Source organism: Myxococcus sp. CA051A (assembly GCF_013336705.1).
Classification (GTDB): domain Bacteria; phylum Myxococcota; class Myxococcia; order Myxococcales; family Myxococcaceae; genus Myxococcus; species Myxococcus llanfairpwllgwyngyllgogerychwyrndrobwllllantysiliogogogochensis.
Genome location: NZ_JABUMS010000001.1, coordinates 778,774 through 804,096 on the forward strand (window position 1 = coordinate 778,774; position 25,323 = coordinate 804,096).

The window sequence follows — 25,323 nt, forward strand, 5'->3', positions numbered from 1 at the left end:
CCCTTCGAGTCTGGCGGAGCGTGGGCCCGCTCACTCCATGACCATCGCCTCTGGATTGGCGATGGTCTTCAGCATGGGCCCGCTGGGGCCGCCGTTGCGGATGCACTCATTCGAGTATTGCGTGACGATGTTGAGGCAGCCATCTGGCGGATTGCCCCACTGGAGGATGGAGTCCATCCACGCCGGACCGTTCGTCGACGTGTAGGTGCCCAGCGGCTGCCAGGGGATGATGACGGGGCGGTCCCACCCAATCCACGGCGTGCCTCTTCCTGTTTCGTCGCTCAGGAGCTCGCCGTTGAAGAGCGTCTTGTACACATGCGAGCCGGTGTCCGGATAGGCGCCGTGTGAACCAAAGGCCACATAGGTCTCGGGATGGAAGTTCAAGAGGCCCAGCGCTTTGTCTCCATAGACGAAGAGCTGCCCTTCGGCATGCTGGGCCATGAAGACATGGGTCGGTCTCCCGTCGACGAAGCGCACGGTGACGTGCTCCCAGTCGCCCACGTGGTTGCCGAAGGTCGAGAACTTCCCGAGGCAGGAATGCACGGCATTGTAGAAGCCCACGCAGACGCGCTTGCCTCCGTTGTAGGGGTAGAACATCCAATAGACGACGTCGGTGGTCTGGGTTGGGGCTCCGGCCTGGGTGCGAGGGATGATCTGCGCATACATCGGCACATGGGTCGTCGGGTCCGGACGCTGGCCGTGCAGGAACGCGGGGTCCGTACAGGAGGCGCAGCCCAGTGGCTCGCGGGTCTCCATGAAGTACCCGACAGGCGTCACGTTCGCGAGGAAGAACTCGGCGGAGGACGGCCAGTAGTATTCGTCTGGATGGAGCCAGACCAGGGGCGCGTACTGGAGGACGGTGAGGTCATCGACCGGGGCACCCTGGAGTTCGGCGTTGGCGAGGGCGCTCTTGTTGAGGGCCCAGAAGAGACTGGCATTGGCGGCGCCATAGCCGACCTGGCCCACCATGGATGAGGCGGTCAGGGACCGGTGGTCCGTGGCATTGGCCTGGAAGACAGTGCCGTCGCGATAGGCACTCGAGCCCCTGTCGTCCCACAGCCAGGCAGGGCTTGCGGGCAGGACATACTCACTGCGGACACACCGGATGAGCTGGGTGGACGGCTTGTCATAGCCCAGGGTGGCCACCGAGCCGAGGCAGGTATAGCCAGGAGCGGGCCTGGGGTGCCAGAAGCTGGCATCGTGAGAGCCGCGGGTGTGTTTGTCATCCCAGACGAGGTCATAGTCGATGGGAGGCGCCAGCACGTCCCCCTCACCGGAGACCACGAAGGTCATCCGAGGCGGTGAGCCATGGGAGGGCATGGCCACGTCGCCCAGGGAGTAGTGGCCCGGGAACCGGTCGAGCCTGGGACGCCAGACGGAGATGTTGTCGTGCGCTCCGGTGTTGTGGTCGTCGTAGACCCAATCGAAGTGGGTCTCTGCCTGGACCGAGAGGCGCAGCGGGTAGCGGAGCCGGGCCTTGTCGGAGCGCAGGGTGAAGTCGGCCGTCTGCCCGGCCTGGGTCGTCGCGGCGACGAGCTTGTAGCTGCCGGGCTGGAGGTCATAGGCGATGCGCGCGCGTGAGCCGCCAAGGGGGTCGTTCGCCTCGGCGAGCACGTTTCCGCTGGAGTCGAGGAGGTAGAGGTAGGGGCCGGCGTTGTTGGCTTCGAGGTCGAAGGTGACGATGTCGGGCGGGCCGGAGTGCTCGACGAGGAACTGACGGTTGGCGGGACTGGTTCGGCTCTGGCCTCCGGAAGAGAGCCACTGGCCATGGAGGATGTTGTTGTTGCGGGAGGTGGTGGACTCGACGACGAGGCTGGAGGTGACGGCGTTGAGGAGGCTGCCGGTGAGGTCCGTGTCCTGGGTGAGGACGATGCGCTGGCCGGAGAAACCCGAGTCCGCGTAGAGGGTGACCTGGAAGCCATCGGGCACCTTGAGGGAGCGGAGGGTGTCATTGCCCAGCGTGAGCTGGTTGATGTCATACCGGCCCGCGCGCAGGGATTGACGGACTCCTCCGAAGTTGTGCTGGGAATAGACGGACACGGGGGCTTCCACCTTGATGCTGGAGGCCCGTTTGTCCCAACCATTGCCCGTCAGGAGGGTGTCGGAGGTGAAGGTGATGGAGCTGCCGGAGAAGCGCGAGTGCTCGTAGAGGGTGACGGCCCAGCCCCTGGGGACGTGGACGGAGCTGATGGTGTCGTTGCCGACGGTGAGCTGGTGCTGGTCATACCAGCCGGGCTGGAGCGCCTGGGCGGAGGGCTCGGCGCCACCGGAGGGGTAGACGCGTGCGACAGGCGTCCAGGCGACAGGTGGAGCGGCGTAGAAGAGGGGGAGGGCGCCGCCGAGCGCGGGGTCGGCGCCGAGTGGAGCCGTCCAGCCGCAGTAGCCGCCGCCAGTGATGGAGACGACCTGGTCGACGAAGCTGTAGGACGCGGCGCCCAGCTGGCTGAAGCCACTCGTCACGAAGTAGTCGGCGGGCAGCTTGAACGGGGTGCCGCGCAAGTCGACGTTGGCCCTGCCGGAGCCGCCCCAGTCACAGGACATGGCGGTGGCGTAGGGCATGGTGGAGATGTTGGCCTGGCCATTGTGTGAGAGCGCGCCGGTGGACGTCGCGAACCGCCGGTCGGACGTATCGACCTCAAGCGTGACGGGGTTGATGCGCAGCTTGGAGAAGACGGTGCGGACGTTGCTGCCGGGGGCCGCGCCACCCGCGGTGTATTGAGAGAAGTTGGAGTGGAGGCCATGCTCGGGGAGCGGGAGATACTCGGTGGGAGTGCCGGCCATGTCGTGGCACCAGGCCTTCCAGGGCCGGGCGGCGTCCCCCATGAGGTGAAGGGTGTACTCACCATCTCCGGCCTGGGGCCTGGCGTTCTTGATTTCCCGGCAGGACTTCTCGCGCAGCGGGGCCAGCTGTTGCTGGAGGACGGGCAGGGCCTCTGTCTCCCCGGGCAGGGATTCGGAGTGCCCGTCCGACTCGATGCCTTCGCCCTGGCAACCCGTGGAGAGCGCGAGGAGTCCCCCGAGGAGCACTGCGCGCCATGCCGCGGATTTCAATGAAACACCCAGACTCATGTCGTGAACCCTTCGCTTGATTCAAGGCGGGGGTGGACGCAGGTCGTGGTCACCCCTTCTTGAATGAGGACTGCCCACGAGCGGGGTCCTCGAAGGATGCCGCGCGGTGGGGGCCGCGAGGAGGCTCGAGGGGGTTACTCCGTGGGTGGAGTGCGTCGTCTCCGGGCTGGAGACGGCGAAGGGTTTTCGCGTGTGATTCCCGGGGATTTATCCGGCGCGCCCTTTCGGAGGGAGGCACAGGCGGAGAACCCGCATCACGTCCTGACCCAGGAGGGTCATAAGCGGCCCGTTCGGTCAGGGCTGAAGTGTTTCTGGAGTAGAAAAGTACGCCAGTCGCGACTTTTGAAGATTCGCGGTTTTCCTGAGACAGTCGAGGGGCCGGCTCACGCGTGGGTGGCCCGGTCATCCCGTCATCGTGGAGACATCATGAAACTGCTATCGAAGTCCCTGTTCGCAGGAGTCGCGGCGCTCGTGTTGGCCCCGCTGTCCGCGTCGGCCCTGCCTCCGGACTGCTCCCAGGACCGTTGCAATGAGAGCACGCCGTGCTGGCTGGTCTGTGCCATTCCCTGGAGCATGCAGGTCGTCACCTGTGAGGAGTGGGTGACCGAGTGGGAGTACGGCACCTGTGGCGGCGCGGCCCTGGGGACCGAGGAGGACGAGCTGTCGTCGTCGGAGTCGTCGCGTGATGACGCCGCGCTCGTGGCCCCCATCTGCGCGCCGCCGATGCTGGCTGCTCGGGCCGTGACGCTGTAGCGCCGGTTCATCCTGAGCGGTCGAGTCCATCACTCGCATGCTGGCGGGTGATGGACTCCCGTCAAGGCTTCCGGCGACTCAGGGCTCCCTGCCTCGCCTGGCGGATCGCGGTGTTTGATTTCAGAGAAACAAGAAGCCTCGGCGGTGCTTCGGTCCGTCCTCGGAAGGTGCCTTGTTCCGCGGCGGGTCGGATGACGAACAGCCAGGTGCTCCGCGGCACGGGGAGGAATCCAGCTCAAGAGGACCATCGTAAGGGCTCGTGAAATCAATCCGGTACATCCTTCGGGAGAGCCCATGCCCCTTATCAGGAAGCCGCACCCGTTCCTCGCCGCGCTCGCTACCGCGCTCTTCCTCACGGCCTGTGGTGACGACGACGACCCGAATCCGACTCCCGGCACGGGGCTGGATGGCGCGCCGGAACCGGTCATGGTGGGAGAGGTCATCGCCCTGACCGCATCGGACACGCTCGTGTCCTTCAATCGCGCGACCCCCGATGTCCTGGTGGGCTCCATCGCAGTAACGGGCCTGGACGCAGGGGAGTCGCTCTTGGGCATCGACTACCGTCCCGCCGACTCGCAACTGTATGGCCTCACCAGCGGGGCGCGAATCGTCACCCTCGCCCCGGACACCGGCATCGCCACCGTGAAGGCCACGCTGTCCGCCATGACAGGGGACGACAATCCGTTCACGGGCCTCGTCGGCACCGACTTCGCCGTGGACTTCAATCCGGTGGCGGACCGCCTGCGCGTGGTGAGTGACAGCGGGCAGAACCTGCGCATCAATGTCGACACCGGCGACACCATCACGGATGTCGCCATCAATGGCGGCAATGGCGGCGCGCAGGTCAGCGGTGCGGCCTACACCAACTCCTTCGCGGAGACCGCCACCACCCGCCTCTTCGTGCTGGATGCGGCGACCGACACTGTCTACCTCCAGGATCCGCCGAACAACGGCACACTCTCCGCGCCGGTTGCATTGGGCGTGGATGCCTCGGGGGTGAATGGCTATGACATCGATGCGCGGACCAACGTCGGTTATGCCGCGCTGACGGTGGGCGGTACGCAGCGCCTGTATCGCATCACTCCGGAGAATACTTCGGCCCCCGCCACGGAAGTCGCGGCCATCGGCTCGACGGAGCCCCTCAAGGGGCTGGCCCTGAAGCAGGAGTCGGGCGCCACGGTCTACGGTCTCACCACCGACAACCAGCTCGTGCGTGCCGCCGTCTCAGCGCCCAACACGCTGACGGCGACGGTGGCGCTGACGGGGGTGCCAGCAGGGGAGACGTTGCTCGGCATCGACCTGCGCCCGGCGGACCGGACGATGTATGCCCTGTCGTCCGCCGGGAAGCTCTACACGGTGGACACGCAGACAGGCGCGGTCACCGCGAAGGCCACCCTGAACGCGGACCCCGCCGACACCACGGAACCCTTCACCGCGCTGTCGGGGACTCAGTTCGTCATCGACTTCAATCCCGTGGCGGACCGTTTGCGCGTGGTGAGCGACACGGGGCAGAACCTGCGCATCAACGTCGACACGGGCGCGACGACCACGGACGGCGCTATCAACCGGACGCCGGATGCCGTCGTCTTCGGTGTGGCGTACACGAACAGCGTCATGGGTGCGACGGCGACGACGTTGTTCGACCTGGAGCGCAACAGCAACGTGCTGACTCAGCAGGTGCCCCCCAACGATGGCACGCTGGTGAACGTGGGGGCGCTGGGCGTGACGTTTGTCGGCGCGACGGGGTTTGATATCGCTGGCGGCGACAACGGGCTGCCGCTGGCGGCGGGTCGCACGGCGGCCAGTGGTCCCTATGTGCTGTATCAGGTGAATCTGCTGACGGGCGCCGCGACGTACTTTCCGCGCACCGCTACGACAGCGGAACAGGCGGCCATCGGTGGGGCTTCCGGTCCGGAGCTGCGAGACATCGCCATCGTGTACTGACGCATGCATCTGAAGGGTGGGCGCGCCGCCATTCCCTGCCTTGCGCGCAGGGGTGGCGGCGCATCTGTGTGGAGAGGTACGCACCTCGCCCTTCCCGGTCGGGCTCGTCGTGCGCGCCGCTGTTCACCGCGGCCCGCCGAGCCGTGGAGCATCCGGGATGGCCTTCAGTCCGCTCCGCGCTTGCCAGACACCGCGCTCCGCACGGGCTGCTCCGGCACCGAGGGGCCTTCCACGACGTCTGTTCCCGATACCTGAGCCGTGGCGGGCGCCTCCCTGCGCTTGCGCCAGTAGAGGAACACAGGCACGCCCGCGCCGAGCAGCAGCGTGCCCTTGAGCGCGTTGAGGGGATTGGAAGCCGTGGACCCCACCACGACGTAGAGCGCCGCCGCGATGAAGAGCAGGGGCGTGACGGGATGGCCAGGCACCCGGTACGTCACGCGGGGCACCTGTCCCTGTCGCTCCCGGGCCCGGTAGACGAAGAGCGTGGCGGCCGTGGCGCCGAAGACAAGCCAGTCCGCGAAGACGACGTAGTCGAGCAGCTCGCCGTAGGTCCCCGTGCTCGTGAGGAGGATGGCCCAGACCGCCTGGAAGACGATGGCCGCCGAGGGCGTGTGGTAGCGCGGATGCAGCCGCGCCATCCACGGGAAGAACAGCCCATCCGCCGCCATCGCCTGGTAGACACGGGGCGACACGAGGATGACGAGGTTGAGGAACCCGAAGGTGGAGAGCGCCACGCCCGCCGTGATGAAGGTACGGCCCGTGGGCCCCAACAGGAGCCCGAGCGCATCCGCCGCGGGAGCGTTGCTCGCCGCCAGTCCCTCCGCGCCGAGCGTGCGCAGGTAGGTGAGGTTCGCGAGCAGGTACACCGTCACCACGCCGATGACGCCCCAGAGGAGCGCGCGGGGCAGGTTGCGCTCCGGATTCACCAGCTCCTCGGCCACGAAGTTGGTCTGCTGCCAGCCGCCGTAGCTGAAGAGGACGGGGACCAGCGCGGCGCCGAGAGCCAGCACGATGGAGTCCGGAGGCGCGGGAGGCGTCGTGGTCCCCACCGAGGGAGAGGCCCCCGCGAGCAGCAGGCCCGCGCCCACGAGCACCGCGAGCGCCACCAGCTTGAGCACCGTGAAGACGTTCTGCGTGAGCGCCCCGGGACGCACGCCGAAGTAGTTGATGCCGGAGAGCAGCACGATGGCGCCGACGGCGAGCGGAAACCGGTAGCCGTCCGCGAGGCCCGTCAGCGCCAGCGTGTAGTTGGCGAAGGTCACCGCCACCGCGGCGATGGCTCCGGTGGCGATCATCAGCAGCATTCCCCAGGCATTGAGGAAGGCGGGCAGTTCGCCAAAGGCATCGCGCAGGTAGACGTAGCTGCCGCCCGCCTTGGGGATTCGCTGTCCCAGCTCGCCGTAGATGAAGGCGCCGATGAGGGCCACGCCACCGCCGAGCAGCCAGGCCCCCAGTGTGAGAGCGGGGGTGTGCACGCGCTGGGCGACGATGGAGGGGTTGAGGAAGATGCCCGAGCCGATGATGCCGCCGATGACGAGCATCACCCCCGAGAACAGGCCCACCCGCCGCGAATAGCCTCCGCCCGACGTGCCTGACGGAACTCCAGCTTCATGCTCGAGAGGAGGGCTCATGGCCGCCGAGCATAGTCCGAGGGCGGACGCCGACCAGCGTCAGGCCCGTGAGAGCCCTGCCCAAAGCCGCTGCGCGGGAATCGCTGGAACGCGAAAGAGGGCCGGTGGACGACCCGGCCCTCCTCCGCGATGGACTCACGACAGGTGTCGCTACCTGTGGTCCTCGTAGAACTCCTTCAGCTCCTGCTCCGCGCTCTCCAGGTTCTCGGTCGCCTTGTCGATTTTCTTCTGGAGGGCGCGGTCCTCGGCCGCCAGCTCGTTGATGCGCTGGTGGACGTAGTCCATGCGCTCCTCATCCGGCAGGGACTGGCTCGCCTCTTCGAGGTAGCTGCCCAGCTCCTGGTGGAGGGCGGCCTGCTGCTGCGCCATCTCCTGGAGGGCCTCGCGGATGAAGCGGGCCCGCGACTGCGCCACCGGCTCGCTGAAGAGGGGATTGGTGCCGTTGATGCAACCGCCGATGAACTTCACGACCTTGATTGCGGCGTTGGCCTTGCGGACCCCGGAGACCACCGGGTTGTTCAAGAACCGCTTGCCCATGTCGTACCCGGCCTTCACGCCCGAGACGACCTTGGGACCGCCGACCTGCACGCCCGCGGCGATGGCGATGGGCGCACCCACGCTGACCGCGTTGCCGACCGCGTCCCCCGTGGGAACGTTCTTCTCCTCGGTCCCCGTCGGGTCCACCAGGTCCAGCGGACGGTTGCTCACGTAGCTGTAGAGGTTGCACTCGACGGGACTGGCGCGGCACTTCTCCAGGTCCTCGAGGAACAGCGGGTCCGGAGTGGTGAAGCGATTGATGCGGGCGTCGTAGTCGCGGACCCCCATGCGCACGAAGCCCAGGTCCGCGTCGTAGGCCTTCTCCACGTAGTCCAGCGCCGCCGAGCCCGTGGGGTGTGTCGCCCGGTCACCGAACGGCGAGGCCACCCGCTGCGTCCCGTCCGCATCCGCCATCACCGTGCCACGGCGGTCGGTGGACAGCAGGCGGAAGGCGCCATTCTCCAACGCGCCCACCAACTGCGCATCCACGCGCACCGGCTGGGTGAGTCCCGCGCCATCCAGATACGCGCCGCCCTCCAGATATGCCGCGAGCGGTGCCCCGGACGCATCACGCTTCAACAGGCGCTCTCCGTCCTCGTCGTACACGAAGCTCCAGCTCTGGGCGCCCTTCTGCGCGGAGGCCACCTGGCCGTCCGGCCCATAGGTGAGGCTCAGGTCGTCCCGGGCCACCGTGCGGCCCAGACCGTCCCGCGTGTACGTCACGCCACCGACCACCCACGTGTTCGCGCCCGTGACGAGGTTGCGAGTCCCCGAGGCATCGGAGATGAACGTGGACAGGCCCAGCGCGTCGAAGCCGTAGTCATACGCATGCTGCGCGTCCTGGGCCGAGGCCAGGAAGCCCTGGGGTGAATAGCCGTACTGCCGCGCGAGCGTCGTGCCACCGAAGCCCATCACCTCGCTGTCGGTGAGCCCGCGAGCATTCAGCTTCCAGGCGATGGAGGAGCTCCAGGCCGGCGTGGTGTGCGCGAGGCTGGTGCGCTGCCGGGTGAGGGCGTCGTAGCCCAGCGACACCGACGTGCCGCCACCGAAGTCCACCATCGCCGTCTTGCCCAGGGCGTTGTACTGCACGCTCGCCCAGGGCTGACCGTTGCGCGTCAGTGCGCTCATCCGGCCCCAGGCATCCCAGACGTAGCCGAGCGACGTGGTGGACAGGACGCCGCCACCCGCGTCCTTCACGCGCGTGACCTCCTGCCGCACCTCTCCGCTCTCCGCGTACGTCAGCTCGCTCTCCACCGTGCGCCAGCCGGTGAGGCTGAGCGTCGACTTCGTCAACGTGCCGTCCGTCCGGTACTCCATCCGCTTCGTGTACCCGTCACCCGACGTCGCGGTGAGCAGGCCCGGCACGCTCGTGTTGGCGGGAGCCGCCGGCGAGGCACCGTCGTAGTAGAGCTGGTACGACTTCACGCCCCCTGTGCTCGTGTGGGTGATGCCGGTGCGGCGGCCAATGCCGTCGTACTGGTAGCCCTCGCTGCGCATCAGCGTGTTGCTCGGCGTGCGGAAGCGCTTCGCGGACACGAGCCAGGTCCCGGGGGCGTACTCGAAGTCCACGTTCGCCACGCCATCGCGCTCCACGCGGTCGACGCGACCATAGGCGTCGTAGGACAGCCGGTGCCCCTGGTTGTCCGGCATCGTCACGCCCCGCAGGCGCCCCAGCGCGTCGTAGGTGTACGAATAGGCGAAGCCGAGCTCATCCTCGTACCGCGTCATCCGCTTCGCCGCGTCCAGGAACTGCCGACGCGTCTGCGTGCTGTTCTCCTGCGTCTCCACGACGAGCCGTCCCCCCGACAGCGCCCAGGACGTGGCCAGGGTCTGCTGGACGTCGACGTGGTGGCGCAGCACCTTCTCCACGTCGTAGCCGAAGACGGCGGTGCGCACGCTCGACGTCTGCTCGATGCCACCCAGCAGCGTGGCGTAGTCCAGGGCCGCCATGTCGGCGTTGGCCGGCAGGTTGGGACGCACGTACCGCGTCTTCTCCCGCTGCTGGCGGCTGTGCAGCGTCAGGCCGTCCACCACCCAGCCCTCGGGAACCAGGCGCGTCCTGGCCACGTCTTCCCCGGCGGCGGTGGAGTACTCCTCCGTGTAGCGTCGGGCATTGCCGCCAGCGTCCACCAGCGCCGTCGCGGCGATTCCGGCAGGGCGGGTGGCGGTGGCGAATCGGTAGCTGAGCGTCTCGTTGGGATTCACCTCGCTCGCGGCGCCCAGGGCGTCCCACCGCTTCGCCAGCCGCTCCATCCCGTCGTAGCGGAAGCGCTCCACATGGGTGCTCGCGCCGCGCCGGGTGGTCATCGTCAGGAGTCCGTCATGCAGCGGGTGACGCTCGGTGACCTCCAGCGCCACGCCGTCCGGCTGGGTCACCTTGGAGAGCAGCAGGCGGCCCGGGGTGTACTCGAACGACGTGCTGCCCCGGCCCGGCTCGCTCACCGTCTTCACGGTGAAGTCCGGCCAGTAGCTCACCGTCTGGAGCGGCATGGCGCCCTGCGGCCCCTGGGCGACGACGCTCTGCACGAGCCCCACGGTGTTGCGGGTGATGACCCCCTGGTACGAGAAGTTCAGCGAGGACTGCGGATGCGTGCCCGCATACGTCAAGGTGGCGGGCAGGCAGTGCAGGTGCTTGACGAGCGCCGGCAGGCTGGCGCGTCCCAGCGTGGTGGTGAGGGTGCCCCACGGGGTGGCGCGCACCTGCTGCTGCGGGCACAGGCCGTCGAAGGCGACCGTCTTCGTGGACTCGGTGAGCGTCACCGCCGGCAGGCTCGCGTCGCGGAAGCCCTGCCCCTCTTCCTTCAAGCGCTTGAACGTGACGCCCTGGTGCGTGGCGTCCTCGTACTCGCGGAAGGAGACCTCGCGGACCTGGGGCGTGAGCGCGTCCGTACGCGTGTCGGAGAGCAGCAGGCCGGCGAAGTCATCTCCATTGAGGAAGTTGACCGCGTGGCTCTCCTGCGGCGCGGTGCGCACGACGCTGTCGAAGCCGACGAGGAAGCCACCCTGCGAGTGGTAGTTGGCGCCGAAGTACTGGTAGGCGTAGGTGATGGTGTCGTAGCCCGAGGACGCCGATGTCAGCGACGCCAGCACGGGCTGGCGGAAGCGGGCCCCGGGGGCGGCGGGCAGTCGCGTGTACGTGAAGCCCAGCAGGGTCCCCTTGCCGTCGTCCGCCGACTTGAGCAGGCCCGTCTCCGGGCCGTCCAGCGACGTGCTGTAGGCATCCGAGCCCTTCGTCACGGTGAGGCTGGTGTTGCCGCTGCCCGCGAAGTCGCCCTGAGTCAGGGCGCTCGTCGTCCCGTTGAAGAAGGTGAGCGCGGGGACGGTGACCTCGCGGAACTCGCTGCCGTTGTTGACGAAGAGCAGGGCGAGGCCCGCCTTCGACAGCAGCACGTCCGACATGCCGTCGCGATTCACGTCGACGAACATGGCCGAGTACGTCGCGAGCTGCGCCAGGCTGGTGCCGTTCTTCGTCAGCACGGGGAACAGCTTGCTGGACGCCGAGTCGAAGGCGTACCTGCCGGTTCCTGGCCACACGTGCAGCCCGTTGGAGAGGCGCGCGACGATGTCCGGGATGCTGTCGCCGTTCATGTCGTGCACCCACGTCGCCGTCGCCGACACGCTCGGCGTCAACGTGCCGTTGAGGGTGGCACCGAACTGCGTGCCGGGCGCCGCGCTGCTCGTATTGGGACGCACCTGGAAGCCGCCCGGGACGACGCGGATGAAGTCCGGTTGCTGGTCGCTGTCCAGGTCCACGAAGCGGGTGTGCGGGCCCAACTGCCACGCGCCCGTCAGGGACTGCTGGGACAGCAGCGTGCCGGCGCGGTCACACACGCGGATGTCCGTGGTGGAGCCGCTGGTGTTGGTGATGGCCACGACTTCGGGCTTGAGCTGGTTGGGCCGCAGGCGGGCCAGCAGACGCGGCTCGTTGCTCACGTGGGCCGTGGGACGGCACACGGACTGCGTGCCGGCGTTGGCGGGAGGCAGGGCCTCGGCGCGGAAGCCGGAGTCCTCCTGGACGTAGAGCATCTGGGCCTGGGCATGCTCGAAGTCGAGCCGTCCGTCCTCGTCCTCATCCAGCAGCGAGGCGCGCCAGGGCTGGATGGCGTCCTGGCCCGCGGTGGCGAGCGTCGCGTCCAGCTTCGTCACCCGGCTGAAGGTGGCGGTGGCGAGCGCGTCCGCGGACGTGTGGTAGGTGTAGCGGGCCGTGGGCGCCACCGTCACGTCGGGCGCGGTGCCGTAGGTCTGGTCCACCTGGGACAGGTAGAAGGCCACGCCGTCCACGGGCTCCGTGTAGGCGAGCTGGTACTGCCACCGCGCTTCGAAGAGGCCCGTGCTCGCGCTCTTCGCCTTCACCGACAGGGTGGACACGCGGCGGTCCAACCGCAGCTTCTTGCTCGAGCGGAAGTCGTCCACTGGCTTCGCGAGCGTCGCGTAGCCCAGGTCCACCTGGTACTGGAAGTCCGTGCCGGTGCCGCCGTACCGCACCGTCTTCAGGAAGAGGCGGCCCGTCGCATTGGCCTCGTAGGTGAAGTGCGTCTTGCGGCCCGTTGCGCTCACCACCTCGCGCAGGGACCAGGAGTAGGTACCCTTCACGGTGTTCACCTGCGCCGAGCCCGCGACTCCACCCGCGCCATCACCGAAGCTCCAGACGCTGCCGTCGGGGTGATAGGCGGTGAGGCCCGTGGCGGACTGCTCCACGCGCACGGCGGGGTTCATGTCGGCGGGATACCAGGCACCATCGGCGCCGAGGACGAGCCGTCCCCAGGGGCTGGTGAGCTCGTCCGTCGCGTAGTCCAGGTCGCCACGAACACGCCACCGGCGAATCTCCAGCCGCGTCTGCCAGCCATGTCCCCACTCCGACTGGCCGGCATCGGAGGAGTAGGTGGGGAAGGGTGAGCCGAGCACCTCGCCCCTGTCCTTCGGAACTGCGAAGGGGGAGGCGAGCGCGAAGCCACCGCGCGCCACATCCGCCGCGCCGAAGGCCGTCTGCGCATAGGTGCCGATGAGGGAGCCCCGCTGCGGAGCGGCGAGCTGGGGCGGTTGAATCTTGGCGTCCGTGAAGCCGGCGGGCTGCGCGAGCGCGAGAGGGGAGACGAGCAGGGCGGTGCCGCCCAGCATCCTTCGGAAGAGGGATAGCGGTTTCATGTTCCTACCTGATGGGTGAAGTACGAAAGAGAGAGGCGCTGCGAGATGGCTGGGGAGGGCGGAGCGCGGGGCGTTCCCCACGTCGCTCCACCCTCCCCGTCGAATGGGAGCTGACTACTGGCAGACGGTGACGCCGGAGACCGGCGTCGCGAGCTCCAGCACGTCCACCTTCATCGTGATGACCAGCGCGGAGGCCTCGGCGAACAGCGCGGGAGGCACGTTGCCCAGTCGGATGTTGAAGGTGCCGAAGGGCGACAGGCCATTGCCGGCGATGGTCGCGAACGGCTGCTGGAGGTCCTGCGCGAAGAGGGTCAGCACCTCGATGTCATTGCCGAACAACAGGTGCGGAGCCCCCACGAGGAAGTCCTGGTTGAGCATCACGTAGTTCTTGATGCCCGCCGTGGAGGGATACGACAGCACGTCGCCCCACCGCACGGGCACCGTCAGGCCCGCCTGGGAGTCGGACGCGTTGGTGCTGCTGAAGGGACGGACCACCTGGACGCCCAGGTTCTTGATGATGGGCATGTGGTGCTGGCAGAGCAGCGCGCCACCCTGGCCTCCCACGCTGTACAGGTCATCCGGCGTGAGGGTGATGCTCACCTCGCCCGTGCCCAAGAGGAGCGTGTTCCACAGCGTCTCCGAGCGCTCCGGGTTCGCCGCGTGCCACTGGGTGGGCATGTTGAACGCGGGGTTGGGGAAGGCGAAGGCGAGCGCCACGTCCTTGGGCAGCTTGTCGGTGATGCGTGCCTGGGCCAGGGCTCCCTCGACAGCGGTGACGGCCGCGAGCGCCTTGTCGGCGAGCACCGTGAAGTCGTCGGACCAGTTCGCCTGCAACAGCGCGTTGATGTCCGCGTTCGTCTTCAAGCCCACGAGCGAGCTGGGGTGGCGCAGGTCCAGCGTCGGGTAGAGGTACTCGGTGACGAGCCCCGTCAGCGCGCGCGACTTGTCACGCAGCTCCTCGCCATCCAGGTTGCGCAGGCGCCACAGCGGCAGGAGGCGCAGCAGCCGTGCCTGGTTGGCGCCCATCGTCAGGTCATCCGCCAGGGACTGGATGTCGAGCAGTTGGAGTTCGATGGCGCGCTCCACGGTGCGCAGTTGCACCAGTCGCTCCAGCCGGGCGAGCTCCTGGGTGGCGAAGGAGACGAAGAGCGCGCTGAAGATGTCCGGCATGCCGCTCATCTGGCAGCCCGGACACTCCACGCTGTACTGCTGGAGCAACCGGGACTCGGCGGTGACGCGCAGGGCCTCCAGCTCGCTGCTCGTCACGCGCCCCTGTTCCACGTAGGCGGGCGTCGCCCCGCGCAGCTCGGTCATCACCGTGGCCATGGCCTTGCCCAGCGCCCGGGCGGCTTCGCCGGTGGGCATGAGGCGCACGCTCTTCACCGTGAGCCGGTGCGACAGGTCGTCCGCGCAGGAGCCCACGTCGTTCACCACCAGGAAGTAGTCGGTGTCCGCCTCCACGACGACGCCCGTGTGGGGCGACTGGAGCACCTGCACGTCGCGGATGTGGTTGCGGCCGGTGCCTCCCGGCGTCATCGCCACCAGCAGCAGGCTGCCCACCGGCGCGCTCGGGAAGGGCGTGTTCGGCAGGCGCAGGCCCATGGAGAAGCTGGCGGTGCTGCGCTGCTCGCTGCCGGACTGCTGGTCGAACGTCCCTTCGATGCCCGTGGAGTTGTTCACGCAGGCCTCGGCCGACACGTACGCCGTCGTCCCGTTGCCGAAGAACTCCGCGCCGGCCTCTGTCTTGACGCCCGCGCACAGCCGGGTCTCCACGGAGCTCTTCGAGAACATGGACAGGTTCGCGCTCTCCGCTTCGTAGCCACTGCCGGAGAAGGTGACGGTGTAGCCCCCGGGTCCCGTGAGGGCCTGGCCGTTGCCCAGGTTGATGGCGGACGGCGTGCCGCTCGAGGGATGGGGCAGCATCGCTCCGGAGATGGCGCAGCTCGGCGTGTACTCTCCAGACACCTCGAAGTTCAGCAGCTCGCCGCGCAGCGCGGGGATGCCGAAGGCCTGGGGACCGCCGACGCCGCCCGGCCCCGGCTGACGCACCGCGAGCGAGAGGATGTTGAACGTCCCACCCGGCGACCAACGGGCCTCATCCGCGCCGATGCTGAGCACCTGCACCGGGCCGCGCTGGATGTCCGTGCCCAGGTTCGGCGACTCGTTCTCCAGCGTGGTGTTGAACGCCGCCGCGAAGTCGCTGAACTGCATCCGCTGTATCTCCAGGTTGTCCTGGAGCCCGACGAGGTCCGCGTTGAGCGAATAGAACTCGTTGAGCTTGCGCGCCAGCGTGGTCCGCACCGTCTTCTGGTTGGCGGCGTTGGCCACCTCGCCGAGCACCTCGTTGATGAGCGCGGCGCGATGCTGGGTGAACTCGTTCAGCGCCGTCGTGAGCGCGCTCTTGCGCGTGGCCACCACGTCGTTGATGAAGTTGGACTTGTACTCCTCGATGCCCGTCTTCAGCGTGTCGCGCGTGGTGCTGACGAAGAAGCCGGACTTGGCGTAGCTGCTGGAATACGCATCCGCCTTCTCCACCAGTTGTGCCCAGCGGGCCAGCGGAGGAGGCGCGCCAGCGGCGCCGCTCTTGAGCAGGGCGGGGCTGTACGTCGTCTCGCCCGTGGCGGAGAGGACCGCCTGGGTGAAGGTGACGTGGTTCGAGTGCAGCAGACCGAACACCGAGACCCAGCCCGCGTGGTCTTCGCCGGCCGTGTTCAGCTTGTTGGCCGCTGAAATCGCCGCCTGGAGGGTGGTGGCCTCCGGCACGGCGCCGAAGAGGGCCCACAGCTCCCCCGTCTCGGTGTCCACGGTGCCCGCCGCGCAGCCCTTGAAGCGGCAGCCCAGGTCATGCAGGTAGCTGAAGTCCTCCATGCGCTGGAACAGACCGCTGAAGCCATCACCCAAAAGCATCAGCAGGGGAGGGCCGCTCATCGCCGGTGTCCCCGTCAGGGTGGCCTTGAGCACCGCCTGGTCCACGAGCAGCCCCGCATTGAGCGGCTGGGCGTGCAGGGGCAGCCCGTTCACGTTCAAGAGGGCGTTCTCGTAGGCGACCTTCCAGAACATGCCGAACGTCTCGCTGAGCTGCTTCATCAGCGTCGGGCTGTTGAGGGCCCCGGGGAACATCTGCGCCTGCTGCACCGCGTACCAGTCGCTGATGGACTTCAGGTGGGTGCGCACGTCGTCCGCGTTGGGGACCTTGCGCTGGAGCGTGTCGTTCGGGACGTCATCGCGGCGGATGTCGGAGAGGGTCCGCTCGTACAGCTTCAGCCACATGGCGTGGTACTTCTCGCGGTACACGTCACCCTGGCAGACGCCCGCGGGCACCGCCGCGACCTGCGAAGCCAGGCCCACGCAATAGGCCGCCTGCGAGCGCGCGGAGATACCGGGGACGTGGGACGAGGACAGTCGGGTGCAGAGGTCCATCGACGCGTTGAGCGCCGTCAGGCTCGTGCCGCAACCGGGCGTGGACGGCGGGATGAAGCCCGCGCTGCAGTTCGTGTTGGCGGCCGGGTCGGACAGGTACAGGCCGCGGATGAACTGCACCTGCGCGGGCGTCAGTTGGTGTCCATGGAGTTCGAAGAGCAGCTTCAGCCGGGAGACGACCTCCGTGCGGAGCTGCGCGCCACCGGCTCCGGCCGGGAGACCCGAGGCGAGCCCCTGCTGCACCAGACAGTCGTACTTGGCGGTGACCTGCACGGCGGTGGAGGCGGCGGTGAGCGTCAGGTGGTCACACGTGCGGCAGAGCGGCTGCTGCACATAGAGCGGCGAGGGCTCGTAGTTCTTCGGCGTCATCGCCGCCCACTTCGCCGCCGCCGCGAGCTTCACGGAGTTCAGTGACGTGTCCGCGGGGTGGAACAGCGGGTTCGCGTTGCAGGCGGTGGCCACGTCATTGCCGAAGTTGTTGTGACGGCACGTGGGGTAGATGGGCTTGGACGGGTCCGGGCACGGGTGGTTGCCCGTGGACGCACCACAGGCCGGGTCCGCCTTGGCGATGTACGTGGGCCACAGGGTCAGCGTGAAGGTGCACGAGCCGGAGTTGACCTCCCGCTCGGTGGCCCCCTGGACTGACTGGATGACGACGAGGTTGCGGTCCGCGAGCGGCAGGCTGTTGCGCTTCGCGTTCGCCGCGGCCAGGCACTGGGTGGCGCAGTTGAAGCGGGTGACGTCCGTGCAGAGCTCCACATCGGGCGTGTGCGGCTTAGGTCTGCACTCCTGTTCCGTGTACGCGGTGCAGGAAGTGACTGTCTGGCTGAAGTTCGTCGTCGCGCGGCCCTGGACGCCGAACTGGGGCAGCCGGCACGTCGGGTAGTCGTAGCAGGTCATCGTCTCGAAGCCGGTGGACGGGCCACAGGTGACGTTGGTTCCGGACTTGTTGCAGTCCAGCCCGTACTGCCACGGCACCGCGCAGATGTTGGACGGGTCTCCGGCGGAGGCCCAGGCCAGCCGCGTGTCATCACACGCGCCATTGAGGGACTGCGAGGCCTCCGACAGCGCCTCCACGCCGTTCAACTCCTCCTCGGTGGCCTCGCCGCAGGCCACCAGCGCACAGAGGACTGCGAGACACCACGGGCTCGACGGACGCATGAAACACACTCCTCCCGTGGAGCACCCGCGTGTGCGCGGCTCCCGGGTCTCCGGGCGCTTCCAGGGCGCCCTCTGTCAGGGACTGCGATGGGAACCGCGCGGGCCCAGGCTCTGACGGGAGCGAGGGCCCTCGGCGGGGTCGTGAAGGCTGTCAGCGATGGGAACGGAGCCCGCGCTGGATATTCCCGGGGATTATTCCGCTCCCGGTGCTCCCGGGCTCAGCGTCGAATCTGGCCCACGGGTCGACGGGGCCAGGCCTTCGTCACTTCCGCCACGGGTTGCGCCGTGCCGCGGCATGGGGCAGGGAAGGAACCATGCACAGTCCCATTCTCGCTCCCGTCGTCGCGCTCGTGTCCTGGTCCATGGTCATGTGGGCCTGGATGTACGCCACGCGCTTGCCGGCCATGTTCAAGGTCAGCATGAAACCCGACCCGTATGCACCGCGCGGCGAGCAGATGAGTCAGCTGCCGGCCCAGGTGCGCTGGAAGGCCGACAACTACAACCACCTGATGGAGCAGCCGACCCTCTTCTACGCCATCACCCTGGCCCTGGCGCTGCTGGGCGAAGGAACAGGCCTCAACCTGATACTGGCCTGGAGCTACGTGGGCCTGCGCGTGGTGCACAGCCTGTTGCAGGCGCTCATCAACAAGATCGAGCTGCGCTTCTTGCTCTTCGTGCTGTCGTCACTGGCGTTGGTCGGACTGACGTTCAGGGCGGCCATGGCCGTGCTCTGAGCAGGTCATCGCGGGGCAGGCCCCAGTCCGGCTCCCAGCGCGAGGGTCACCACCTCGGCGATGGCGACCTTCTCGAGCAGCTCGACCTTTGGAATGCCGGGGATGTTTCCCAGCACCCTCGCGGCCCGGAGCGACGCGAACCCATGGCACAGGGACAAGGCGGCGATGGCCCGGGCGACGATGGCGTCGGGCGGCAGCCCCGGGTTGCCCTCGGCCACCACCTCGAACAGCGTCAGCAGGGAGCGGTCGGACGCCTCGTGGACGGACGCGAAGCGCACCCGGTCCTCGATTTCGGGGAGGAACATGATGCGGTAGTGCGAAGCGTGCTCCTTCGCGAAGGAGAGATACGCGGTGGCGATTCCCGTCAGCTTGCCCGCCACGGTGGGCTCACTCGCCACGGCCCGTGCGACGCGCTCCGCGAGCAGGTCGTAGCCCTCGGTGGCCAGCGCCGCCAGGAGGGACTGCTTGTCCGGGAAGTGGTGGTAGGGTGCTCCGGGAGACACGCCTGCGGCCCGCGCGAGGACCTGGATGGTCAGCCCCGTGACGTCGCCTTCCCGCAGGAACTGGATGGCCGCGTCCAACAGCGCCCGGCGCAGATCCAGGTGGTGATAGCCGCGAGGCTTCGCGGCTTTCTTGGCCGTCTTGGCTGCCGGCTGACGCGTCTTCGGTGTGCTCACCACGTGACTCCCATCTTCTTCGTGGGGAGCATAGGCCGCGACAATACGAGTCGTCAGTCCCGCCGTGCCGTCAGGTCGAGCGTCGACTCCTTCTGGATGTGCCCGATGCCGACCTTCATATAGGCGGCGAAGTCCTCCTCGACGAAGTCCTTGAGGATGCCCTCGGTGGGCCACCCATTGCCCCGGAAGCGATAGGTCCAGGTCAAGTGAGTCCCCGTCGCTGTCGGCGCGAAGCGGAACTCGCCCACCGCGTACTGGACGGCGCGCCGTGCCTCGTTGGTGAAGTTCCAGACGACGTACTGGAACCGACGGCCTTCCTCGACGACGAGCAGCTCCTCGAGGGAGGTGTTCCCATCGCGCAGCACCACACGCCGGCGCGCTCCAGGGCTGCCCCAGGAGGCGGAGAGGACATCGGTCCGCTCGATGCCGGCGAGCTTCTCGGTTCCCAGCAGGATGCGCTCCAGCGGGACATTCACCAGCCAGGGCAACAGCACCTCTGGAGGCGCGGCGATGTCGGTCTCGACCGTGTGCGCGATGAACGGCGCCTCCGGCTCCACGGTGGGGGCCGGCGTCGAGCGGTGCAGCGTGTCCCGCTCCGTGACGGAAGTCCCCGACGCATAGCCGATGGGCGTCGCGCACGCGCTCAGGAACACACCACAGGCAAGGGACAGCAGGGTGACGGCAGGTGTCGCGATCCGCGGCATGGCTGTTCTCCTGGAACGACGAATCTAAAAGATATTTAGATGTGAAGGCATGGATTGTCAAGGTGACCCCGGTCGTCCCGGTGGCGCCGCGCGTCGGGAGCCCGTCATGGAGGTGTGGAGGGGTGGGGTGCCGGAAGGGCAGGCCTTATTCGAGTGGCGCCCTCATGAAAGTCTTTGTCGCGAGATTGTAAGTCATGGGGTCGGGCCAGGGGTGCGCACGACGTTTGGGGGCGCCCTGTGATGCGGGATGAAAGTAGTTTCGAGGGATTTGGCTTTGAGTGCGTTAATGGCAGGACAGCAACACCGGCTCACTCCATGAGGTGGGCTCTCTTCATCACCCGGGGGTGGGATGTGGCGTGCGACTCGCGCATGAGGGCCTGGATTCGCTTCGTGGGGAGTGGGGCGGGCTTGCTGCGTCCGAGGATGCTGGAGGCCCTGGGCGCGGCGGGCATCGACCTGGTGTGCGGGGACGCAGCTCCTTCGGGACTGGGGGTGCTCGTCTTCGATGAGGTGGACGCGCTGACGCTGGACGCTGTGCGGGCCAGTCGGCTGAGCCTGTCGACGCGGGTGCTGGCGGTGGCCACGACGGCCCAAGGACTCGCGGGTGGGGCTTGCTGGCGCCTGCTTCAAGAAGGGGCCTCGGACGTGCTCTCCTGGGAGGGCTCGCACGACGCGGTGGCGGAGATTTCCGCCCGACTGGAGCGCTGGCACGAGGTGGAGCGCCTCATCAAGTCACCCGAGGTGCAGCGGCGGCTGGTGGGGCGTTCCCCCGCATGGCTGCCGGTGCTGCGGCAGCTCGTCGAGGTGGCCACCTTCACGGATGCCTCGGTGCTGCTGCTCGGGGAGAGCGGGACGGGCAAGGAAGAGGTGGCGCGCCTCATCCATGAACTGGACCGGCGTCCGGACAAGGGGGAGCTGGTGACGCTGGACTGCACGACGGTGGTGCCGGAGCTGTCGGGCAGCGAGTTCTTCGGTCACGAGCGTGGCGCCTTCACGGGCGCGGCGAACCTCCGGGACGGAGCCTTCGCCCTGGCCCATGGGGGGACATTGTTCCTGGACGAGGTGGGGGAGCTACCCCTGGCCCTCCAGGCCCAGTTGCTGCGTGTGGTGCAGGAGCGCCTGTACAAGCGCGTGGGCTCCAACACCTGGCAGCACACGGACTTCCGGCTGGTCTGCGCCACCAATCGCGACCTGTCCGAGGAGGTCACCCAGGGCGCCTTCCGCCGCGACTTCTTCCACCGCATCCAGAGCTGGGTGTGCCGGCTTCCGCCCCTGCGCGAGCGCCCCGAGGACATCCTCCCGCTGGCCCAGCACTTCCTCCGGGCGATGCGGCCCGATGTCGAGCTGGAGCTGGACCCGCATGTGCGTGAGTTCCTCCTCAAGCGCGACTACCCGGGGAACATCCGTGAGCTGCGCCAGCTCATCGGCCGCATCTGCAAGAGGCACGTCGGCTCCGGGCCCATCACCGTGGGGGACATCCCTCCCGACGAGCTGCCCTCCGTCGAGGGACTTGGGGCGTGGTGCGATGCCTCGTTCGCGCAGGCCATCCAGCGCGCGTTGATGCTGGGGATGGGACTCAAGGAGATTGGCCGGAGCGCCTCCGACACGGCGGTTCGCCTGGTGCTCGAGGAGGAGCAGGGCAACGTCCAGCGCGCGGCCCGGCGGCTGGGCGTCACGGACCGCGCGCTCCAGCTCCGACGGGCGCAGCGCGAGCCGTCGTAGCCCGCCCCGAGCACCGACGCCTGGGGCTCAGCAGCACCGCTGCCGGAGGTCCGCGGGCTTCCAGGGGTCCTGGGCCTCGTCCTCCATGGTGGGAGCCGCCGTCGCCCAGCGAGACACCCGCCCCACCGGACGTGAACGGCGCCGGCCCATCAAGCGCAGCAGGTTGCCGCCCAGCACGAGCTGTTCGTCTCGCGCCGACAGCTCCAGCGCGCGCACCTTGGCCAGCTCCACGCCCGGATGCAGCCAGGGGCCGTCCGAGCCGAAGAGCAGCTTGTGCGCGCCGGCCCGCGCCACCGCCTCCACCAGGAGGTCGAAGCGGCGCACTCCCGCGGTGTCGGCGTGGACATTGGGCAGCCTCACCAGGAGGTCCAGCAGCGCGCGCTGGGCCCGCCAGTCGTCGGCGAAGCTGCCCAGGTGCGGGATGATGAAGCTCACCTCGGGGTACTCGGTGGCAATCAGCTCCACTCCGGAGACTTCTCCCATCACGTCGTAGAGGACGGGCAGGCCGAAGGCCCGGGCCACTTCACATACCTCGCGGGTGATGCGCGCGTCATGTCGGTGGACCTTGATGCCGCGGAAGCCGTGGCGCCGCACGGCCTCCTGGACGCGCTCGAAGACCTGTCCGCGCTCTCTGGCGGCATGGACGAAGACGAAGCCGTAGAAACGCTCCGGGTGGTGCTTCACCAGGCGCGCCACCTGCCGGTTCGCGGTCTCGTAGTCGGAATGGAAGGCGGCCAGCAGCACCGTGCGGGAGATGCCCGCGGCGGATGCGCGCCGCAGGTAATGGTGGAGCGGCGCGGCCGTGTCCCAGGGACCGGTGAGCCCGTCTCCCTGCCCCGCGTGACAATGACAGTCGATGATGAGCATGCCTCAAGTCCCGAACCGCGCGTCGGAGCGCCGTGGAGGGGCGAGCCCCAAGGCCCTGGCGGCCTGGACTCCCCAGTCGCTTGGGGGGAGCAGCCCCTGGAGGGAGGGCGGGCCGCGCCCGTCGGACTCCTCGATGGCCTCCGGGTCGGCCCCCGTGTCACGCAGCCGGCCCGCGGGCACGACCCCCGAGCGTGTGAGCGCGCGGCGAAGGGCTCGTTTCGCCCTCGCGCGCGCGGCCGGGCTGTTGGGCATGAGGGGGCCGAACCAGACGGTGATGGGCTTGGAGAGCCGCCCACCCCGGCGCGTGAAGCCCAGTTCGTAGAGGGCGGTCAGGCGCTGGCGCCAGTGCGTCTGGAAATTGTCTGTCTCCCCCACATGGAGCGGGTGCCCGTCCTCCTCCACGACGTACACCCCGCCTCCAGCGGGAAGCTGGGTGAAAGGGTAGCGCTCCATCCTCGACCTGGACCACGCGATGCGCGGCGTGGAGACGAGGACCTCCTGTGCGTCGGGCGCTGGGGGCTCGTCGTCGGGCTCAGCGGGAACGGGCAGGTCCTCCGGCGAAGGTTCATCGAAGGGCACTGGCGTGGAAGGGGGCGGTGTGTCGTCGCCGGGCTCGGTGTCCCACGGCGGCGGGGGTGGCGCGGCGGCACCGGAGGACGCGGCGTCCCTCGGCGGTGGTGGGGTGTTCCCCGGTGTCGCGGGTGGAGGTTCGACCGCGCGCGGCGTGAGCACGGCGTATGTGGCGGGCCGTCCCAGCAGCCGCCAGGGGCGAATGCGGGGCCATCGCCTCGTCCCGGCGGGCTTCCACGTCCTCACGCCACGCCCCTGCCTCGGAGGGGCGGGCCTTGGACCCGTCCGCCGCGCGGTGCCTCTCACATTCGTGCTGGCGCGAACCGCCCGCGTCTGGCGCCTTGGGTGCTGACGGGAGGAGCGCCGGACGTGAGCCTCGTCTTCGCCCATCCCCTCGGACTCCTGCTCGTCCTCGCCTTCGTACCACTCATTCATGACGTGTCCTCCTCTCCTCCGTGGTCTCCGGTGGAGGGCCTCCGTCAGCCTCTCCACCGCGCGATTCCTCTCCGGTGTGCGCCGTGCCTGGAGCGACGCGGTGACGTCGGGCACGGCGGTGAACCCCGTCACCGCCTCTTCTGGAGGGCCAGCCGGTTGCGCAGGTGGACCGAGGGCGGCACGTCTCGTTCGGACATGCGCTGCGGGTCGGTGTGCACCACCGTCAGGTCCACGCCCGTCACGGCCCGGTACGCGTGGATGTAGCCCTGAATCTCCGGCCGCCAGTAGCGCGCCCAGTTGGCTGCCTGGCTCGGGTCGTTGGACACGCTCCAGCCGCCGTAGCGCACGGAGAGCAGGATTTGCTCTCCGAAGACTCCCAGGTCGTGGAAGTGCACGGAGCTGACGTCCGTCCAGCCCTGGAGCGACTTCATCGCGTCCACCCGGTCCATCCACGGCTCCGGATAGGGCACCATCACCCGCCCGCCGAGGAACTCACGCATCTCCGGGCGCGACAGCATCCACTGCTGGATGAGCATCTCCTGGCGCGAGGTGGCGGGCAGGTCTCCGAACTGGTTGTGGGCGCCCTGCGCCAGCACGTAGTGCGTCTCCTTGAGCGCGTTGAGAATCGGGAAGCCATCCGACACCACGGTGGTGTCGTCGTCCTTGCGGAAGAACTGCACGCACAGGTGAAGCAGGTTGTGGAAGGACTCGAGGAACTTCGAGCGCCGGTCCGCGGTGCGAATCCCAGCCACCGCCCTGCCGTGCAGCGTGAAGCCATATTCGTGCGCATACTCGCACGCGCGACGCACGACGCTCAGCCGCCGCTGCTCGTCCTGGAAGTAGCCCCACAGCATGTTGTTGAGGGGGCGCAGCGGGTCGATCTCCAGGTTCGCCAGCGGGTCCCGCTCTCCGGGGCCGCGCACGTTCTGGAAGCGCTGGCTGATGTGATTCACCGCCTGGACCAGCATTCCCTCCTCGTGCCAGTAGTTCCAGATGAGCTCCAGCAGCGGCGGCTGGCTCAGCTTCTTCTGGAGGACGCCGTAGGAGTCCGCGAGCTCCGCCTCCGTGAGCCCCGGGGGCACGATGACCGGCACTTCGGGGAACTTGTTGCGGATGATGGCCAGATACGGGAGCGCCACATCCTCGCTCCCGTTCACGTCCACCAGGTAGTCGGTCCACAGCGTGTTGAAGTCCTTGGGAAGGGCACGCCCCAGCCGGCCGCTCTCCTCATCTGCCTTCAGGCCGTCGAGCAGCTTCGAGAAGTCCGCCAGCACGCCCGTGCGCAGCATCAAGAAGCACTCCGTCAGGGAGCGCAGCTTCCGATAGGCATCCACCCCCGAGATTCGGGGGCGGGGCATGGGAGACTGGGACTGGAGCGACTCGTGGGACTGGGGCGAGCCCGTCCCGTAGAGGTGGTCCTCGACGAACTGGCTGTACTCGTTGAAGGAGATTCCGTTGGTGCTCTTGCGAATCACCATCCAGAGGATGGCGTCGCTCGTGAACGGATGCTGGGTGCGTTGCAGCCCCACCGGGACGACGCCGTCGTGGGGGTGGTGCGTCGCGAACGGTTTGAGTTCGTTGAGGGTGTCGCGCACCACCTGCCGGACATCCGGGGCTCCCCCCGCATGAGCGAGGACGCGCTGGCGGGCGTCATGGATGGACACGGGGTCCTCGTTCGTGTCCCGCGTGTACTCCCGCAGCGTGACGCGGACCGTGAGCTCGCGCTCCTGGGTCGTCGGAGGAATCGTCCAGGTCGTCGAGGCTTCGACGTCCTGGCCGGTGGTCCGCATCTGCCGGGGCGTGACGGTGCCTTCGTCCACGCTCCATTCGTAGACGCGGTGGGCGACCTCGGGATTGGGTGAGTCGGCGGATGCCGTCAACGTCACCTGGGCACCCGAGGGGCCGGGCGTGACGGTGGTGCGTGAGGCGACGAGGGTGACGCGAGCCATGATTC

Annotated in this window: 13 protein-coding genes; 4 read left to right on the forward strand and 9 right to left on the reverse strand. The window is 68.4% G+C overall.

Annotated features, from left to right (window positions below):
* Positions 1–30: 30 nt before the first annotated feature.
* Positions 31–3,069 carry a Vps62-related protein gene (locus tag HUA74_RS03160; RefSeq protein WP_174453359.1) on the reverse strand — a complete coding sequence of 1,013 codons (3,039 nt, stop codon included), beginning with the start codon at positions 3,067–3,069 and terminating at the stop codon, positions 31–33.
* 426 nt (positions 3,070–3,495) lie between these two features.
* On the opposite strand from HUA74_RS03160, the gene HUA74_RS03165 reads away from it, so the two are divergent.
* Positions 3,496–3,822, forward strand: a complete 327-nt coding sequence (locus HUA74_RS03165) for a hypothetical protein (protein ID WP_141642738.1) — start codon at positions 3,496–3,498, stop codon at positions 3,820–3,822.
* 294 nt (positions 3,823–4,116) lie between these two features.
* Complete coding sequence (locus HUA74_RS03170; RefSeq protein ID WP_174453360.1) at positions 4,117–5,766, forward strand: DUF4394 domain-containing protein; 1,650 nt, start codon at positions 4,117–4,119, stop codon at positions 5,764–5,766.
* Positions 5,767–5,930: 164 nt separating this feature from the next.
* Here the strand turns inward: HUA74_RS03170 and HUA74_RS03175 are convergent, their stop codons facing one another.
* From HUA74_RS03175 to HUA74_RS03185, 3 genes are all read right to left on the reverse strand, one after another.
* Positions 5,931–7,397 (reverse strand): APC family permease, encoded by a 1,467-nt coding sequence (locus tag HUA74_RS03175; RefSeq protein ID WP_174453361.1) that lies wholly within the window; start codon positions 7,395–7,397, stop codon positions 5,931–5,933.
* Between the two features lie 150 nt (positions 7,398–7,547).
* A complete protein-coding gene (locus tag HUA74_RS03180; protein ID WP_174453362.1) occupies positions 7,548–13,079 on the reverse strand; it encodes an RHS repeat-associated core domain-containing protein in 5,532 nt (1,843 codons plus the stop codon).
* A 114-nt stretch (positions 13,080–13,193) separates the two neighbouring features.
* Positions 13,194–17,660, reverse strand: coding sequence for a hypothetical protein (locus tag HUA74_RS03185; protein ID WP_174453363.1), 4,467 nt, complete (start codon positions 17,658–17,660; stop codon positions 13,194–13,196).
* 314 nt (positions 17,661–17,974) lie between these two features.
* Here HUA74_RS03185 and HUA74_RS03190 point away from each other — a divergent pair, with 314 nt between their 5' ends.
* A complete protein-coding gene (locus HUA74_RS03190; RefSeq protein WP_174453364.1) occupies positions 17,975–18,394 on the forward strand; it encodes an MAPEG family protein in 420 nt (139 codons plus the stop codon).
* Positions 18,395–18,399: 5 nt separating this feature from the next.
* On the opposite strand, the gene HUA74_RS03195 is transcribed toward HUA74_RS03190, so the two are convergent.
* Positions 18,400–19,071: a TetR/AcrR family transcriptional regulator gene (locus tag HUA74_RS03195; protein WP_174453365.1), complete on the reverse strand. Its 672-nt coding sequence runs from the start codon at positions 19,069–19,071 to the stop codon at positions 18,400–18,402.
* Between the two features lie 53 nt (positions 19,072–19,124).
* Complete coding sequence (locus HUA74_RS03200) at positions 19,125–19,775, reverse strand: SRPBCC family protein (RefSeq protein WP_174453366.1); 651 nt, start codon at positions 19,773–19,775, stop codon at positions 19,125–19,127.
* Between the two features lie 369 nt (positions 19,776–20,144).
* Here HUA74_RS03200 and HUA74_RS03205 point away from each other — a divergent pair, with 369 nt between their 5' ends.
* The gene (locus HUA74_RS03205) at positions 20,145–21,497 is read left to right on the forward strand and encodes a sigma-54 dependent transcriptional regulator (protein ID WP_174453669.1); all 1,353 of its coding nucleotides are present in this window, start codon (positions 20,145–20,147) and stop codon (positions 21,495–21,497) included.
* 27 nt (positions 21,498–21,524) lie between these two features.
* Here HUA74_RS03205 and HUA74_RS03210 read toward each other — a convergent pair whose 3' ends face one another.
* The 3 genes from HUA74_RS03210 to HUA74_RS03220 form a co-directional block, all read right to left on the reverse strand.
* Positions 21,525–22,364, reverse strand: a complete 840-nt coding sequence (locus tag HUA74_RS03210) for an amidohydrolase family protein (RefSeq protein WP_174453367.1) — start codon at positions 22,362–22,364, stop codon at positions 21,525–21,527.
* Positions 22,365–22,367: 3 nt separating this feature from the next.
* Complete coding sequence (locus HUA74_RS03215) at positions 22,368–22,817, reverse strand: hypothetical protein (RefSeq protein WP_174453368.1); 450 nt, start codon at positions 22,815–22,817, stop codon at positions 22,368–22,370.
* 680 nt (positions 22,818–23,497) lie between these two features.
* Positions 23,498–25,318, reverse strand: coding sequence for a hypothetical protein (locus HUA74_RS03220; RefSeq protein WP_174453369.1), 1,821 nt, complete (start codon positions 25,316–25,318; stop codon positions 23,498–23,500).
* Between the last annotated feature and the right edge of the window lie 5 nt (positions 25,319–25,323).